Source organism: Planktotalea sp. (assembly GCF_018607995.1).
GTDB lineage: Bacteria > Pseudomonadota > Alphaproteobacteria > Rhodobacterales > Rhodobacteraceae > Planktotalea.
The window spans coordinates 177064-192673 of sequence record NZ_JABBAL010000023.1; the positions used below are offsets into that span (position 1 = coordinate 177064).

Here is a 15610-nt window from a genome sequence, read left to right on the forward strand (position 1 = left end):
ATGTTGCGGCTTGCGGAACAGATCGGTCTGAAAGCGCTGCGCAAGATTGATCCAGAAGTCGCACATGGCTTGGCTTTGAAAGCGTTGCAATATGGCTTGGCGACGGCCCCTGGTGCGATCACCTCGCCCCGTCTGGCCTGTAATCTTGCGGGGCTTGCGCTGCCAAATCCCATCGGGTTGGCCGCTGGCTTTGATAAAAACGCCGAAAGCTTGAAAGGTCTCAGTACATCCGGTTTCGGCTTTATCGAGGTGGGGGCCGCAACACCGCGTCCGCAGGACGGAAATGCCAAGCCGCGCCTGTTTCGTTTGACCGAGGACAAGGCCGCGATCAATCGCTTCGGGTTTAACAATCAAGGGATGGAACGCATCGGTGCGCGTCTGGCAAAACGCCCGCGTGACATGGTGCTGGGCTTGAACTTGGGCGCGAACAAAGACAGCGATGACCGTGCGGCGGACTTTGCTAAGGTGCTTGCCCATTGCGGCGCGCACGTGGACTTTGCGACCGTGAATGTCAGCTCACCCAACACCGAAAAGCTGCGTGACTTGCAAGGGGCGGCAGCGCTCAGTGCGCTTTTATCTGGCGTGATGGACGCCCGCGCTGCGATTGCGACACCCATCCCCGTCTTCCTAAAGATCGCACCGGATTTGACCGACGGCGAGATCGCAGAGATTGCCCAAGTTGCGCTGTCGACGGGTGTGCAGGGTGTGATCACCACCAACACGACGCTTGATCGCGACGGTTTGCACAGCCAACACAAGGGCGAAATGGGAGGCCTCTCCGGCGCACCCCTGTTTGAAAAATCAACGCGGGTTCTCGCCAAACTCTCCGTACAGACTGACGGCAAACTCCCTTTGATCGGCGTTGGTGGCGTCAGCACTTCGGAGCAAGCATATGCCAAAATTTGCGCGGGTGCCTCTGCGGTGCAGCTATATACCGCACTTGTTTATGGTGGCTTGGGTTTGGCGGCGGACATCGTGCACGGGCTTGAAAAATTATTGCAAGCAGATGGCCATGATAATGTCGCGGATGCTGTTGGCAGCAAGAGAGCCGACTGGCTATGATCACCCTGTGGCACAATCCACGCTGCAGCAAATCACGGCAGGCTTTGGCGCTGCTAGAGAAGACGGGCGTAGAGATTGCGCTGCGCCTTTATCTCAAAGACGCCCCTGATCTTACAGAGATCGAGGCCCTACAAACAGCCTTGGGGCTCAAAGCCATCGACATGATGCGCAGGGGCGAAAAGGCGTTCAAAGAGACAGGTTTGAGCAAGGACAGCCAAGATGCAGATCTGCGCACCGCGATGTTGGCCCATCCGATCCTGATCGAACGCCCTATCGCGGTGAAGGGTGGCGAAGCGGTTATTGGCAGACCGCCGGAAGATGTTCTGACATTGCTTTAAGCCGCTACGCGCTCCAAGGCGGGGTATTTCCAACCCAAGGTGATGCCGCGCGCGATAAAGGAAATGAGCAGCGCGAGCCATAGCCCGTGATTGCCGACCAGCGGCATCAGTACCAAAAGGGCCACGATGTAGATCACAGCAGAGAGCGCCATCATATTACGCATGTCGCCACTGCGCGTGGCCCCGATGAAAATACCATCGAGCATCCATGCAGCGCAGCCCACCAAGGGTGCGGCGATCATATAGGGTAGATAGATGCGTGCCTCCGCGCGCACATTCGGCGCTGTGGTCATCAGATCAATGATTGCAGGACCAAAGAGCACGAAACCGGCGGCCGTGCATATGACAGTGATCATGCCCCAAAAGCTTGTCATCAGCGCGGCGCGGCGCACACCTGCAACACTGCGCGCCCCCATGGATTGGCCGACCAACGTTTCCGCCGCTATAGCAAAACCGTCCATCGAATAGGCGGTGATTTCCAGAAACTGCAACAACACGTGGTTCGCCGCCAAAGTGACATCGCCGAAACGAGCACCAAGGAACACAAAGCTTAGGAAGATGCCTTGCAACACCACAGAACGCAGGAGGATATCGCGGTTCACGCGGGCGAATTGGATCATTTGCACACGATCAAAAACTCGTGGCCAGTCCCTCCACGCAGGGGTCTTTAGCGCATCACGACAGAGCCAAAGACCGAGAAAAAGCCCGCTCCACTCTGCGATCAATGTGGCAATGGCGACGCCTTCGACGCCCCAGCCAAGGCCGAGCACGAACCACAGATCCAGCGCAATGTTCAACCCGTTCATCCAAAGCTGCACGATCAAAACAGATCGCGTGCGCTCGAGGCCAATCATCCAGCCCGTCAGGCCATAAATACCGATTGCGGCAGGCGCGCCGTAAATGCGGATGCCCATGTAGGTTTGCGCGAGGGTCTCTACCTCTGCGCTGGCGGGGGCGGTTTGGAGCGCTAACCAAATGAACGGCATTTGCAGCGCCACGATCACAAAGCCTGCGGCCAGCGCGATAATCATCGCACGCGACAAAAGCGCCGAGACTTCGCCTTTGCGCCCTGCCCCTTCGGCCTGTGCCGTGAGGCCTGCGATGCCCATACGCAGAAATCCGAAGATCCAATAGATTGCGGTCAGTGCAATCGCACCAATGCCAACGGCCCCAATGGGTGCGGCCTCGCCCATTTGCCCGACAACGCCCGTGTCCACCGCGCCCAAAATGGGAACCGTCGCGTTTGAGAGCACGACAGGCAAGGCAACCGCTAGAACACGGCGATGCGTTAAGGAGAGTGGATCGCTCACCTGCCTTCGCGGCGCGGCATCAAGAAATGTGCAGCCCCGTGTGCAAAAGGACGGTCATGGTTATCCTGCCACGCTTCGACCTGAACAGACGCGTAGCGGCGACCAGACCGCGTAACCCGTGCGCGCGCATAGGCATCGCGCGGCAGGCCAGAGCGCATGTAGTCCACCGTGAAATCAATCGTTTTAGGCAAACGCGGCAAGGTGCCCGCCTGCAAATCCTCGAGACTGATCGCACCACTTTCAATGTCTTCCCACAAGAGCGACCAGCTCAGTTCGATAATCGCGCTGACCTCTAGGAAGGCGGCTGTGACACCGCCGTGGATTGCAGGCAAAAAGGGATTGCCGATAAGTTTTTGATCAAACGGCAAAAGCGCAGTCAGCTCATCGCCGCGCCGATCAAAACTGATCCCGAGGAATTGGATATAAGGCACACCGCCAACCAACGCGCGCAGTGCGGCGTCACGGCGTTGTTTTACATACTGCATCGGTTCTGGGGGTTTACGTGCCACTCTAGCGTCCCTCCACGGTGAAGGTGCCAGTTGCCATCGCAACCGGATTGTCACTGTCATCATCGAGCGCGACCGCACGCACAAAGGCGACAGAGCGCGTGATGTGATGGCATTCGGCTTGCGCACGTATGCTTTGATTAGGTGTCGCAGGGCGCATGTAATCAATGCGCAGATCAATGGTTGCCGTTGCGGCAGGGCTTTCAGGATGGCTCATCACCGCAGCGCCACAACAGGTGTCCATCAACGCAGACACTGCGCCACCATGAATAACGCCTGTCTTCGGGTCGCCCACAAGCTGCGGATCATAGGGCATGCAAATCTCAGCCTTGCCGTCGCCGATCTGCGTCAATTCCATCCCCAAAGCCGTAGCATGGGGAATCGCCTGAATGAATTGTTTAGCAATCTGCGCTTTGCGCTCTGACATGGTTCGGCTCCTTGATTGCCTACCCCCTTTATGAGCGCCATTTTTGCACAGGGGCAAGGGCAGCGGTTGCCCTTCCACACAGCCGCATCTAATCTACCGCCTAGGAGAGCGACGATATGGCTGAGATAAGGTTAACCTTTAAAGAGATGTGCGCTCGCTTTGATGTGACGCCACGTACTTTACGCTATTACGAGTATATCGAGCTTTTGCAGCCAGAACGCGATGGTCGTTCTCGATTCTATAGCACCCGCGAATGTGCGCGCATGACGCTGATCATGCGGGGTCGCAAGTTTGGCATAAAATTGGAAGAAATTCGCCAGTGGCTGAAAATCTATGAAAATGAAGGCACTAAAGTGCAGATGAGCGCCTTTGTAGAGATGGCGGATCATCAATTGGTGGAACTTGAAGAGCAGGCCGAGCAACTAAGCGACGCGATTAAAGAACTACGCACTCTGCGAGAAGAGACCGTCGAAAAGATCGCTTAAGCGCCCAACTTCACACCTTTACGGCCAATTGAGCTTGCTTTGTGGCGCGATTTGCCAAGTCTTCCCCGTATTTTTGCAGTTGCAGCATTACCTAGGTGTAAGTTACGTAAACTTATATTTGACGTAACGTACTACCTACGTAAACCTGAGGTTTCGATGTAACGAACATCCAAGACATCAGGTGTACTCAAACTGAGACTAAGATGAGTGAGACATTATGCAACCGTCTGAATCACAAATGACGATCCGAGAAATGTGTGACGCGTTTGACGTGACGCCACGCACATTGCGATTTTACGAAGCGAAAGAGCTACTCTTTCCAGAACGTGACGGGCAGAAACGCTTGTTCACCAAGCGCGACCGCGCCCGGCTTAAGCTGATTCTGCGTGGCAAGCGTTTTGGCTTCAGCTTGGAAGAGATCCGCCAGCTGCTCGACCTCTATCATGTCGGCGATCAACAACAGACACAAATGAACCGCACGCTCGAGATCGCTCATGATCGTTTGTCCGATCTTGAGGCACAACGCGACGAACTCGAAAGCGCAATTGATGACCTGCGCGAGCAGATCAAGTGGGGCGAGAAGATCGTCGGCTCCATGAACCAAACACGTAAAGCGGCCGAATAATTCGGCCGCCTACACCCGACCAACTACTGAACCATCGACTTTGACCGAATAGGGAGTGGCCCATGCCCCGTTATACAGCCCCAACAAAAGATCTTCAGTTCATCATTCATGATGTATTGAAAGCCACAGAGACCAGCATTCCGGGTTATGACGAGCTGGAGGCCGATTTCACAGGTGCCGTTCTTGAAGAAGCGGGCAAGATTTGCACGGACTTGCTGCAACCCTTGAATGCGGTGGGCGACAAAGAGGGCTGCACGTTAGAAAACGGCGTCGTGCGCACGCCGACAGGTTTTAAAGCAGCGTTCGATCAAGTAAAAGAAGGTGGCTGGACCGGTCTGGACATGCCAGAGCAATACGGCGGCCAAAACATGCCAGCCTTGATGGGCACGGCTGTGGGCGAATTGTTCTCCGCGTCCAACCAAGCGTTCACGATGTATCAGGGCCTTACCCACGGCGCGGCCTCCGCCATTCTCGCGCACGGCACGGACGAACAGAAAGACAAATACTTGCCCAACATGGTGTCGTGCGAATGGACTGGCACTATGAACCTTACGGAGCCACATTGCGGCACCGACCTTGGTTTGATGCGCACGAAAGCCGCGCCACAAGACGATGGGTCTTACAAGATTTCCGGCCAGAAGATTTTCATCTCATCCGGTGAGCATGACATGGCCGAAAACATCATCCACTTGGTTCTCGCCAAGATCGAAGGCGGACCAGAGGGTATCAAAGGCGTGTCGCTCTTCATCGTGCCAAAGTTCAACGTGAAAGATGATGGCTCTTTGGGTGCGCGCAACGGTGTTGCTGTTGGCTCTATCGAAGAAAAAATGGGCATTCACGGCAATTCCACATGCGTGATGAACTATGACGAAGCGACGGGTTACCTTTTGGGCGATGAGCACAAAGGCATGCGCGCCATGTTCACCATGATGAACGAAGCGCGTCTTGGCGTGGGCATGCAGGGTCTTGCGCAAGCAGACGCCGCGTACCAAAACGCGGTAGATTATGCGACAGACCGTTTGCAAGGACGCGCTGTGACTGGGACCCAAAACCCGGGCGGCCCCGCCGATCCACTGATCGTGCATCCCGATATTCGCCGGTCTTTAATGGATCAGAAAAGCTTTACCGAAGGTGCGCGTGCATTCCTGTTGTGGGGCGCGACGATGATCGACGATGCGCATCGCTCTGGCAACAAAGACGCGGACGGTTTGGTATCGTTGCTGACCCCTGTGATCAAAGGTTTCCTAACCGATCAAGGTTACGACATGACCGTAAAGGCCCAGCAGGTCTACGGCGGTCACGGCTACATTGAAGAGTGGGGCATGTCGCAATATACGCGCGACGCACGCATTGCGATGATCTATGAGGGTGCGAACGGGGTTCAGGCTTTGGACCTTGTTGGTCGTAAGCTAGCGCAAGACGGCGGCAAACACGTGATGGCATTTTTTGATCTAGTGAAAACGTTCTGCAGAGAGAACGCAGGCGAAGATGACACCTATGACGCAGAGTTCATTGAACCTTTGAAAGCGGCCTCCAAGGACCTTCAGGCGGCTGGTATGTATTTCATGCAAAACGGTATGAAGAACCCGAACCACGCTTTGGCGGGGTCCAACGATTTCATGCATATGTTTGGCCAAGTGTGTTTGGGTCTGATGTGGGCGCGTATGGGCAAAGCCTCCCGCGCGGCGTTAGCAAACGGTGCTTCGGACGCGGCGTTCCACGAGACGAAGCTCACAACGGGTCGTTATTATATGGCACGTCAATTGCCAGCCACTGCCCTTCATTTGACACGCATCCAAAGTGGTGCGGACACGGTTATGGCTCTGGACGCCACTCAATTCTAAACAGCCCTGCGTGGGAAACCACACAGGTTCACCAAAGGACGCACTTTGCCGAAACGGTTTCGCCTTACTCGACATTTCCCAGTCTCGATGACCGAAGATGGTTATCGCCGTCTGAAACGATTTGTGAGCGACGCGGCGCAGGATGAAGGTGAAGCGCTGTCTTTTCTGTTTGAGAACTTTGAAAGCGTCACGCACGACGAAAGCCTGCCGCATCGATTGCGGATTTTTAACGCTGAGTTAGACGCGCGCAAACGATAAACGGGAGAATATCATGAGCACATGGATGACAAACGAGCACAAAATGCTCGCAGAGATGACCGAGAGCTTCATCACGACCGAGTGGATGCCCAAGTACGAAAAATGGCGCAAACAAGGTCAGATGGATATCGAAACCTGGCGAGAAGCGGGCGAACTTGGCCTTTTGTGTCCATCCATCCCTGAGGAATACGGCGGCGTCGGTGGTGATTTCGGCCACGAGGCGGTGATCTTGATGGAAGGCTCGCGCGCCAATTTAGCAAGCTGGGGGCACGGCATTCATTCGGGCATTGTCGCGCACTACATTTTGGCCTGCGGTACAGAAGATCAAAAAAAACGTCTGCTTCCGAAGATGATTTCCGGCGAACTCGTCGGCGCGCTGGCGATGACGGAACCCTCTGGCGGCTCTGACGTGCAGGCGATCAAGACACGCGCTATCAAGGAGGGCAATTCCTACAAATTGAATGGTCAAAAGACCTTCATCACCAACGGCCAACACGCGAACTTGATCCTTGTGGCCGCGAAGACCAATCCGGCCGAGGGCTCCAAGGGCACATCACTGGTAATCCTTGAGACAGAGGGCGCGGAAGGGTTCACACGTGGCCGAAACCTTGACAAGGTCGGTGCCCATGCGGCGGATACGTCAGAACTTTTCTTTGACAATGTTGATATCCCTGCTGAGAACATTTTGGGCGGCGAAGAAAACCTAGGCTTTTATCAAATGATGCAGCAACTTCCGCAGGAGCGCCTGATCATCGGCTGTGGCGCGGTGGGTGCCATGGAAGGTGCGGTCGCGCGCACGATTGAATATTGCAAAGAGCGCCAAGCCTTTGGCGGACCGATCATGCAATTCCAGAACACGCGATTCAAACTGGCCGAATGCCAGACCAAAACAACCGTTGCGCGCGCATTCTTGGATGAGTGCATTTCCGAGCATCTCAAGGGCGAACTAACCGTCGAGAAAGCGGCAATGGCAAAGTACTGGCTCACAGACACGCAAGGCGAAGTGCTTGACGAATGCTTGCAACTGCACGGTGGGTACGGCTTCATGCAAGAATATGCGGTCGCGGAGATGTGGACGGATGCGCGGGTCCAGCGGATCTATGGCGGCACAAATGAAATCATGAAAGAGCTTATAAGTCGCTCATTCAAATAATCGCAACGCAGGATGAAAGCTGCCCTCCGGGGGAAGTTTATTTTGAAAGATGAAACTATGATACATCACCCGCCTCGCAGTCTCGCTAGGCGGCACCTGCGCAGGGCGATGGGTTTCACCTTTCACAAGGCTCAACTCTTCAGTCTGCCCTGCGCTACATTGACTAACGCGTTAACCTTAATCGCCAGTAAACAGCCCGCTTCATCTTTCGAAATAAACTTCACGGGGGTCTGGGGATGTGAAACCCCCGGCTCGCCCTCACAAAAAGGACCAACCCTATGACATTGAAACTCTATTGCTTCGGCGAAAGTGGCAACGCTTACAAGGCCGCGCTTACTTTGGAATTGTCAGGCCTCCCTTGGGAGGCGGTTTATGTAGATTTCTTCGGGGGTGAAGCACGTTCCGACGCCTTCAAATCCAACGTCAATGCGATGGGTGAGGTGCCTGCATTGATCGATACGGATCACGACTACACGATCACCCAATCGGGCGCGATCCAAGACTACATTGTCCACCTAAGCCAAAAGCTGACGGGCGACAGCCCTGAAACGCGACGAGAAGTGTTGCGTTGGGTCTTGTGGGACAATCACAAGCTCAGTTCCGTCGCAGGACCTACGCGGTTCTTGATGAACTTCCTATCAGAGGACAAGCGCCCCAAAGAGGTTATCGCCTTCAATCAAGGCCGCCTGAAAGCTGCATACGCCGTTCTAAACGATCACCTTGCAGATAAAGACTGGATCGTTGGCCCATCCATCACAGTCGCCGACATCTCTTGTTGCGGTTACCTATTTTATCCAGAGCCGTTCGGTTTCACCCGCGCGGACTGGCCTCATATCGATGCTTGGCTCACACGGATTGAGCAGACGCCAGGTTGGAAACATCCCTATGATTTGATGCCCGGCAGCCCAGCTGATCGCGCTTAAGGAGAGCAATATTATGACCGAAGCTTACATCTATGACACGCTGCGCACACCGCGTGGTAAAGGGCGCAAAGACGGATCACTCCATGAAATGACAAGCCTACGTCTGTCTGCGCAAACGCTGAATGCTGTTAAAAAACGCAACAACCTTGAGGGTCACGCTGTTGAGGACGTGATATGGGGCAACGTCACGCAAGTGATGGAGCAAGGAGGCTGTCTTGCACGCTCTGCTGTGCTCGCCTCTGATCTGGATGAACGTATCCCGGGCCTTGCGATCAATCGCTTTTGCGCGTCTGGCATGGAAGCGGTGAACCTGGCCGCGAACCAAGTCAAAGGTGGCGCGGGTGATGCCTATATCGCAGGCGGCGTTGAAATGATGGGTCGCGTTGCGATGGGCTCTGACGGTGCCGCGATTGCCGTTGATCCAAGTATTGCGATGGATCAGTATTTCGTCCCGCAGGGTATCTCTGCGGATATTATCGCAACGGAATACGGCTTCAGCCGTGACGAGGCTGACGCATTGGCTGTTGAATCCCAACGCCGTGCAAAAGTGGCTTGGGACGAAGGCCGTTTCGCCAAATCCGTGATCGGCATCAACGATCAGAACGGTATCCCGATCCTAGATCATGACGAATACATGCGTCCTCAAACGGATATGCAAAGCCTTGGTTCGCTGAACCCTGCGTTCCAAGCCATGGGTGAAGTCATGCCCGGTTTCGACAAAATCGCGCTGATGAAATACCCTCATCTTGAACGGATCAACCACATTCACCATGCAGGTAATTCTTCTGGTATCGTGGATGGCGCAGCTGCCGTTTTGATTGGCAACAAAGAGTTTGGTGAAAAACATGGTCTGAAGCCTCGGGCAAAGATCCGCGCGACAGCGAAGATCGGCACAGATCCGACCATTATGCTGACTGGCCCTGTTCCAGTGACGGAAAAGATCCTTGCCGACAACGGCATGTCGATTTCAGACATTGATTTGTTCGAAGTGAACGAAGCCTTCGCATCCGTCGTCATGCGCTTCATGCAGGCGTTCAACGTGGATCACGACAAGGTCAACGTGAACGGCGGTTCCATCGCGATGGGTCACCCGCTGGGTGCGACGGGTGCCATAATCATCGGCACGCTTTTGGACGAGCTAGAGCGCACAGGCAAAGGTGTTGGCCTGGCCACGCTTTGCATCGCATCCGGCATGGGCGCTGCAACGATTATTGAGCGTGTTTAAAGATGTGTTCGTCCAATGACCCAAAGATCGATCCGATAGCGGGGGCCGATGACGAAGACTTATTTTGTCCTCGCTCGCCGGCGATTGTTCAGATGGAAAAGGACGCAGTGGAACAACGGATGAAAGAGAGTGAAGCTCTTCACATCTACCAAGATTTCATCGACAGCATCAGCGAATGCGACATGGCGGGCGACTTGGATGCTTGGTGTGGGCTTCACGCGCTGCCCTATACTGTTCACCTCGATGATCTCGATACAATCGTTAATACGCATGACGATACTCACAAGTTCTTCGCGATGATGACAGAGCTCGCTGAAAAACACAGCGTTGATCACATCAAGCGTGTCGGCAAAAGTGCGCAACGGATCAGTGACGACCAGATCGAAGGGTATCATACCTGCTATCTGTTGAAGGAAGGGATTCAAATTGTAGAAGCCGTCGATTCACGCATGCGCATGCTAAAACAAAGTGGTCGCTGGTACTTGGTAGAGATCACGAACAACCTCAGTAACCAGCAGTTTCCGTATCTGACGCCGAAAGTCTCGGACGGGCTGCAAACAACACATGCGATAAAGAGCCGAATGCAGGACTGACACAGCCCTAGAGCAAGCAAAGCAACACAAGACAACTGTGCGAATTTGGAAGTTGGAATGACGATCGCTGATCTAAATGATCTCTTCCTGAACAAATCGCCTCCAAACAGGAGATAAACTATGACCGACTTTACAATGATCAAAGATGCCGACGGCATCGCAACAATCACGTGGGACGCCGTTGGCAAATCCATGAACGTGATGAACCAGCAGGGTTTCATTGACTTGGAGGCGCATTTTGACGACGCGCTCGCCGACGAGGCGGTGAAAGGCATCATCATTACCTCTGGCAAAGCGGACAGCTTTGCGGGTGGTATGGATTTGAATGTGCTCGCTAAGATGAAAATGGACGCAGGTGAAAATCCTGCCGCAGGTCTGTTTGAAGGCATCATGAGCATCCACACGCTGCTGCGCAAGATCGAGCGCGCGGGCATGGATCCAAAAACCAACAAGGGTGGGAAGCCTGTTGCGTCGGTCCTGCCGGGGACGGCTGTTGGTATCGGACTTGAGCTGCCGCTTGCTACGCACCGCATCTTTTGCGCGGATAATCCTAAAGCGAAGGTTGGCCTGCCAGAAATCATGGTTGGCATCTTTCCCGGCGCGGGTGGCACGACACGTTTCGTGCGCAAAATGGGTGCCATGGCCGCATCACCGTTCCTGCTAGAGGGTAAGCTGCTTACCCCTGCGAAAGCAAAATCTGCAGGCATGATCGACGAAGTCAGCGCTGATCCGATGGCCGACGCGCGCGCTTGGGTTCTCTCTGCCAAAGACGCGGACCTTTTGAAACCATGGGACGCGAAGGGCTACAAAGTGCCCGGTGGCGCACCCTACCATCCTGCGGGCTTCATGACCTTCGTCGGGGCCTCTGCGATGGTCAACGGCAAGACCCAAGGCGCGTTTCCCGCAGCTAAAGCTTTGCTATCCGCAGTCTATGAGGGCGCACTTGTGCCTTTCGAAACCGCCCTTAAAATCGAGGCGCGTTGGTTCACCAATATACTGATGAACCCGTCGTCTTCTGCAATGATCCGGTCGTTGTTCCTGAACAAAGAAGCGCTCGACAAAGGGGCGGTACGCCCTGCAGATGTGCCGGACCAACGCGTCAAAAAGATCGGTGTTCTCGGTGCAGGCATGATGGGGGCTGGCATCGCGTTGGTCTCTGCGCAAGCGGGCATAGAAGTCGTGTTGATCGACCAAAACCAAGACGCTGCTGACAAAGGCAAAGCCTACTCCGCGAGCTACATGGACAAGGGCATCGCGCGCAAAAAAGCGACTCCCGAGAAGAAAGAGGCGCTTTTAGGCCGCATCACAGCCACCTCTGATTTGGACGCACTCAAAGGAGTGGACCTGATCATCGAAGCGGTTTTTGAAGACCCAAAGGTCAAGGCCGAGATCACAGCCAAAGTCGAAGCCGTGATCCCAGAGGAGTGCATCTTTGCCTCCAACACCTCGACCCTGCCGATCAGCGACTTAGCGAAAGCGTCCAAACGTCCTGAGCAGTTCATTGGCATACACTTCTTTTCACCCGTGGAGAAAATGTTGCTGGTGGAGATCATCAAAGGCACCGAAACCGGCGATCGCGCGGTGGCCAAAGCGCTCGACTATGTACGCCAAATCCGCAAGACACCGATCGTTGTGAACGACGCGCGTTTCTTCTACGCGAACCGCTGCATCATTCCCTACATCAACGAGGGTGTGCGCATGGTTGGCGAGGGCGTGGAGCCCGCGTTGGTCGACAATGCCGCGCGTCAGCTTGGGTTCCCCGTGGGTCCTTTGCAGCTTAACGACGAGACCTCGATTGACCTTGGTGTGAAGATCGCCAAAGCCACGAGAGAAGCGCTTGGCAACGCCTATGACGCAGGCGCAGCGGATGACGTGTTGTTCTATCTCTTCGATCAGGGCCGCATGGGCCGCAAGGCGAACGCAGGCTATTACGAATATGATGAAAAAGGAAAGCGCGTCGGAATTTGGGGCGGTCTACGTGATAAATTCCCTGTGTCGGACGAGCAACCAAGCCTGATCGACGTGCAGCACCGTTTGATGTTCTCACAGTGTTTGGAAGCTGTGCGCGCTTTAGAAGAAGGCGTGTTGATGGACATTCGCGAAGGCGACGTTGGCGCGATCTTGGGTTGGGGCTTTGCGCCTTGGTCCGGAGGTCCGCTGTCATGGCTCGATATGCTGGGGTCTGCCTATGCAGCCGAGCGCTGTGACGAGCTGGAAGAAATGTTTGGCCAGCGTTTCAAATGCCCCGATTTGCTGCGTGAAATGGCGGCGAAGAACCAAAGCTTCTACGGACGCTTTGGTGACGAAAAAGCCACAGCGGCCTGATTGACTTAAATCCAAAACAATAGGGCGGATTTCGGTGCGCCCTATTTGCTTTTCAGAGGTAGTTTTCCTGGAAAGCACTGGTGCTGACACAGGCTGATTTGGTCGATTTTCACTGAAATTAGACAGTATTCAGCTATCAAATTCAAAAATATGCATATTTTTAATATCAGGTCTGCACTTTAAAAACTTGTAGCATCAGGCCCATCAACCCACATTAGAGGTATTCAGAAGACTTAGACGCGGGACCATTCCAATGGGTATTGCAATTCTTCTATTATTACCTTTGCTTATGTTGATGATCGGCTCTTCGGGTTCCTACGACATTGCATTTAAAACGAAGACATTGAAACCCCTCAGGCTGATGAAGCTGACGCTACTATCAGACCCATCGAAGCCGATGGGCATAATGAAATCGTACGGACCGGCCTAATCGTGCAGAATGATTTGTTCGGTGCACACTGATGCAGGCATACCAACCGACACTTTCAATAGTGCGATGGAAGCTTTTGAAATCAACAATATCCGCTTTCCAGCAGGCCAAGCAGAGCTGGGCCCCGGGGATGTGGACGGTTTAGATGCCCTTGATATAACCCAGTTGACAACAGAGGGTGATCTGCGCCCTGAACTAACGTCTTTCATGGATCGCATTGATACCGATGTCATTCTTACGATCACGACCACAACTCCCCTGTCAAGTTATGGTCACGATCTAGACACTTGGGCGGAAATGGTCATGTACGAATATGGCGACAAAATTTCAGCTTTCGAGGTCGGAAACGAATATTGGAGCTTTATGGGCGAGACCGAATACGGCCAGCGCGCCAACATAGCGGTGCAAGCGCTCGCTCGCGGTATAGAAACCGCAGATGTCGAAGAGGCCGATATCATCGTTCAAATGGCATCGAACTATAATGAGTCCGAATTCGCCTCTTCACGCAGCAGCGCTGGTTTCATTGATCGTCTAACAGCGGCCAATTACACATTCATTGACCAGTTCAGCCCTTCGACACTTGCGGAAATTGACGGGGTTGTCGAGCGTTACTACTGGAACAAATCCCCGATCCCTTTCGAGAACAATTCTAGCGAAATCGGGTGCTTGGATGTGGACTTCGATGTCTGGCAAAGTCACCTCAGCCAGGACCTGGATTTTCACATTACCGAATGGAACCTGAAAACGGACAACTGTACTTGTAATGGGTTGCGCAGTATGGCGATCCATGTGGAAATGGTGGAAAACATGGTCGAGCTGGGGGTCGACAGTGACCAAGTCTGGCCGATTATCCACAATACGACAAACGATCTGGGTGGTTCTGCCGATGACGGCGTTGTTAAAACTGACGCGCAAGGCCAAGTAGTTGAAACAGTACGCGGTGCGATTTTCGATCTTATGTCCGAAGCTCTGCCGTGCAAGGAGCTTATCAAGCTCGATATTGAAAGCGTCGAGAACGGCATGGAGATTGCAGCCTAAGAGAGCAATGGCGAGTTTCGCTCTACTTTGGCAGCAACTCGACCGCCCAAGAGAATTTTATGGTGGACCTCAGAGAAATCATCCCCGGTTTCAACTCGGCGGAGGGCGTCCAAATTGGTTATGACCGTGCAACGTCTGACGGCCAAATCTGGGATCCCCGCGAGGGGCACATTGACGCGCTATCGGTGCAGATTGATGGTGAGGCGTATTTTTTGAATGAATATAACACGCGCGCTCAGTTGACCAATTTCGTTTATTGGTCTCCGGTCATCAATTTGTCCCTAAACCCCCATGAAGTGATTCAGATCATCGCGCGCTGAGCCGCGCCTAGAGCCAACGATCACTCAAGATGACAACGTGTTCGCAAAATGCGTGCTCCTTTTACCTTTTGGGGATTGAAGTTAAGCGCGTATTGCTGCTGGTGCGCTGCGTTGAGGTACTCAAGGACTTCAAACGTTTCTTCGGTGTGTAACACTTTGTACTTAAGGGCAGGACCGGTTTCCACAAACAGATCACCCGTCGCAGGGGTTTGAAAATGGAGCCCGGAGTGCCCGTAAACAACTTTGTCATCCTCAAACTCAACAACGATGGCTTCAAAAGGCTGGCTTTACTCGACGCAGTCTACAAAACCATAAGCCTTCATTGAGCGCGGCATCAGGACCGCAAACGGATCTCCACGATAGTTTTTGGAGGCGTCGCTTTCAACCATCACACCTTGCATCCGCAAGACCAGTTTTGACTGTGAATTTCCAAATAATCCCACAATGAGCTGCAATGGACGCAATTTACGCGCTAGAAGTGGTATCCAAAGCGCCGAATGTCTTCTGCGCACAGTGCACCGACGAATTCCGCCAGCAAATCATCATAATATTTTCGGTAATCGCGGTTCTGTTCTGACATGTTTGCAATCGGAATGCTTAATCCAAGACCCAAGTGCTGCACAAAGGGCTGCAAATCTTCTTCCAGATGTTCGATGCGTATGAAGGCTAAGAATCGCTCCACACCTTTCGCATCCGCCATATATGCCCGTAGGGCCAATCACGAAACGCACCCACAGTCGTCCGGTCC

At 53.8% G+C, this 15610-nt stretch carries 17 protein-coding genes; 13 read left to right on the top strand and 4 right to left on the bottom strand.

Going from position 1 to position 15610, the window contains the following annotated elements:
* Window positions 1–3: 3 nt before the first annotated feature.
* The gene (locus QZ280_RS09355) at window positions 4–1062 is read left to right on the top strand and encodes a quinone-dependent dihydroorotate dehydrogenase (protein WP_293443749.1); all 1059 of its coding nucleotides are present in this window, start codon (window positions 4–6) and stop codon (window positions 1060–1062) included.
* On the top strand, window positions 1059–1400 hold the full coding sequence (arsC, locus tag QZ280_RS09360) for an arsenate reductase (glutaredoxin) (RefSeq protein ID WP_293443062.1): 342 nt from the start codon (window positions 1059–1061) through the stop codon (window positions 1398–1400). Before QZ280_RS09355 ends, arsC begins: the two co-directional genes overlap by 4 nt.
* On the opposite strand, the gene QZ280_RS09365 is transcribed toward arsC, so the two are convergent.
* From QZ280_RS09365 to QZ280_RS09375, 3 genes are read right to left on the bottom strand one after another with little or no spacing between them, the layout of a single operon-like run.
* Window positions 1397–2710: an MATE family efflux transporter gene (locus QZ280_RS09365; RefSeq protein WP_293443065.1), complete on the bottom strand. Its 1314-nt coding sequence runs from the start codon at window positions 2708–2710 to the stop codon at window positions 1397–1399. The two genes, arsC and QZ280_RS09365, sit on opposite strands and share 4 nt — an antisense overlap.
* The gene (locus QZ280_RS09370; protein ID WP_293443068.1) at window positions 2707–3219 is read right to left on the bottom strand and encodes a PaaI family thioesterase; all 513 of its coding nucleotides are present in this window, start codon (window positions 3217–3219) and stop codon (window positions 2707–2709) included. The genes QZ280_RS09365 and QZ280_RS09370 overlap by 4 nt, the downstream gene beginning before the upstream one ends.
* 1 nt (window position 3220) lies before the next feature.
* Window positions 3221–3643 (bottom strand): PaaI family thioesterase, encoded by a 423-nt coding sequence (locus tag QZ280_RS09375; protein WP_293443070.1) that lies wholly within the window; start codon window positions 3641–3643, stop codon window positions 3221–3223.
* Between the two features lie 116 nt (window positions 3644–3759).
* On the opposite strand from QZ280_RS09375, the gene QZ280_RS09380 reads away from it, so the two are divergent.
* The 11 genes from QZ280_RS09380 (at window position 3760) to QZ280_RS09430 (ending at window position 14862) form a co-directional block, all read left to right on the top strand.
* A complete protein-coding gene (locus QZ280_RS09380) occupies window positions 3760–4128 on the top strand; it encodes a MerR family DNA-binding transcriptional regulator (protein ID WP_293443072.1) in 369 nt (122 codons plus the stop codon).
* A gap of 217 nt (window positions 4129–4345) precedes the next feature.
* Complete coding sequence (locus tag QZ280_RS09385) at window positions 4346–4753, top strand: MerR family DNA-binding transcriptional regulator (protein ID WP_293443074.1); 408 nt, start codon at window positions 4346–4348, stop codon at window positions 4751–4753.
* Between the two features lie 62 nt (window positions 4754–4815).
* A complete protein-coding gene (locus tag QZ280_RS09390) occupies window positions 4816–6597 on the top strand; it encodes an acyl-CoA dehydrogenase C-terminal domain-containing protein (RefSeq protein WP_293443076.1) in 1782 nt (593 codons plus the stop codon).
* 45 nt (window positions 6598–6642) lie between these two features.
* Window positions 6643–6855 (top strand): hypothetical protein, encoded by a 213-nt coding sequence (locus QZ280_RS09395; protein ID WP_293443078.1) that lies wholly within the window; start codon window positions 6643–6645, stop codon window positions 6853–6855.
* Between the two features lie 13 nt (window positions 6856–6868).
* The gene (locus QZ280_RS09400) at window positions 6869–8008 is read left to right on the top strand and encodes an acyl-CoA dehydrogenase family protein (protein ID WP_293443081.1); all 1140 of its coding nucleotides are present in this window, start codon (window positions 6869–6871) and stop codon (window positions 8006–8008) included.
* A 278-nt stretch (window positions 8009–8286) separates the two neighbouring features.
* Window positions 8287–8931 carry a glutathione S-transferase family protein gene (locus QZ280_RS09405; protein ID WP_293443084.1) on the top strand — a complete coding sequence of 215 codons (645 nt, stop codon included), beginning with the start codon at window positions 8287–8289 and terminating at the stop codon, window positions 8929–8931.
* Window positions 8932–8944: 13 nt separating this feature from the next.
* Complete coding sequence (locus tag QZ280_RS09410) at window positions 8945–10156, top strand: acetyl-CoA C-acetyltransferase (RefSeq protein WP_293443086.1); 1212 nt, start codon at window positions 8945–8947, stop codon at window positions 10154–10156.
* A 92-nt stretch (window positions 10157–10248) separates the two neighbouring features.
* Window positions 10249–10749, top strand: coding sequence for a hypothetical protein (locus QZ280_RS09415; protein ID WP_293443089.1), 501 nt, complete (start codon window positions 10249–10251; stop codon window positions 10747–10749).
* Window positions 10750–10869: 120 nt separating this feature from the next.
* The gene (locus tag QZ280_RS09420) at window positions 10870–13074 is read left to right on the top strand and encodes a 3-hydroxyacyl-CoA dehydrogenase NAD-binding domain-containing protein (protein ID WP_293443092.1); all 2205 of its coding nucleotides are present in this window, start codon (window positions 10870–10872) and stop codon (window positions 13072–13074) included.
* 451 nt (window positions 13075–13525) lie between these two features.
* Complete coding sequence (locus QZ280_RS09425) at window positions 13526–14542, top strand: hypothetical protein (RefSeq protein ID WP_293443095.1); 1017 nt, start codon at window positions 13526–13528, stop codon at window positions 14540–14542.
* Window positions 14543–14601: 59 nt separating this feature from the next.
* A complete protein-coding gene (locus QZ280_RS09430; RefSeq protein WP_293443097.1) occupies window positions 14602–14862 on the top strand; it encodes a hypothetical protein in 261 nt (86 codons plus the stop codon).
* 472 nt (window positions 14863–15334) lie between these two features.
* Here QZ280_RS09430 and QZ280_RS16335 read toward each other — a convergent pair whose 3' ends face one another.
* Window positions 15335–15580, bottom strand: coding sequence for a hypothetical protein (locus tag QZ280_RS16335; protein WP_365734477.1), 246 nt, complete (start codon window positions 15578–15580; stop codon window positions 15335–15337).
* Between the last annotated feature and the right edge of the window lie 30 nt (window positions 15581–15610).

What these genes read in the sequence shown, in the direction of transcription:
- arsC (WP_293443062.1), top strand. Translation starts at nt 1,059, where the DNA reads ATGATCACCCTGTGGCACAATCCACGCTGCAGCAAATCACGGCAGGCT.
- QZ280_RS09375 (WP_293443070.1), bottom strand. Translation starts at nt 3,643, where the DNA reads ATGTCAGAGCGCAAAGCGCAGATTGCTAAACAATTCATTCAGGCGATT.
- QZ280_RS09380 (WP_293443072.1), top strand. Translation starts at nt 3,760, where the DNA reads ATGGCTGAGATAAGGTTAACCTTTAAAGAGATGTGCGCTCGCTTTGAT.
- QZ280_RS09385 (WP_293443074.1), top strand. Translation starts at nt 4,346, where the DNA reads ATGCAACCGTCTGAATCACAAATGACGATCCGAGAAATGTGTGACGCG.
- QZ280_RS09390 (WP_293443076.1), top strand. Translation starts at nt 4,816, where the DNA reads ATGCCCCGTTATACAGCCCCAACAAAAGATCTTCAGTTCATCATTCAT.
- QZ280_RS09400 (WP_293443081.1), top strand. Translation starts at nt 6,869, where the DNA reads ATGAGCACATGGATGACAAACGAGCACAAAATGCTCGCAGAGATGACC.
- QZ280_RS09405 (WP_293443084.1), top strand. Translation starts at nt 8,287, where the DNA reads ATGACATTGAAACTCTATTGCTTCGGCGAAAGTGGCAACGCTTACAAG.
- QZ280_RS09410 (WP_293443086.1), top strand. Translation starts at nt 8,945, where the DNA reads ATGACCGAAGCTTACATCTATGACACGCTGCGCACACCGCGTGGTAAA.
- QZ280_RS09415 (WP_293443089.1), top strand. Translation starts at nt 10,249, where the DNA reads ATGGAAAAGGACGCAGTGGAACAACGGATGAAAGAGAGTGAAGCTCTT.
- QZ280_RS09420 (WP_293443092.1), top strand. Translation starts at nt 10,870, where the DNA reads ATGACCGACTTTACAATGATCAAAGATGCCGACGGCATCGCAACAATC.
- QZ280_RS09430 (WP_293443097.1), top strand. Translation starts at nt 14,602, where the DNA reads ATGGTGGACCTCAGAGAAATCATCCCCGGTTTCAACTCGGCGGAGGGC.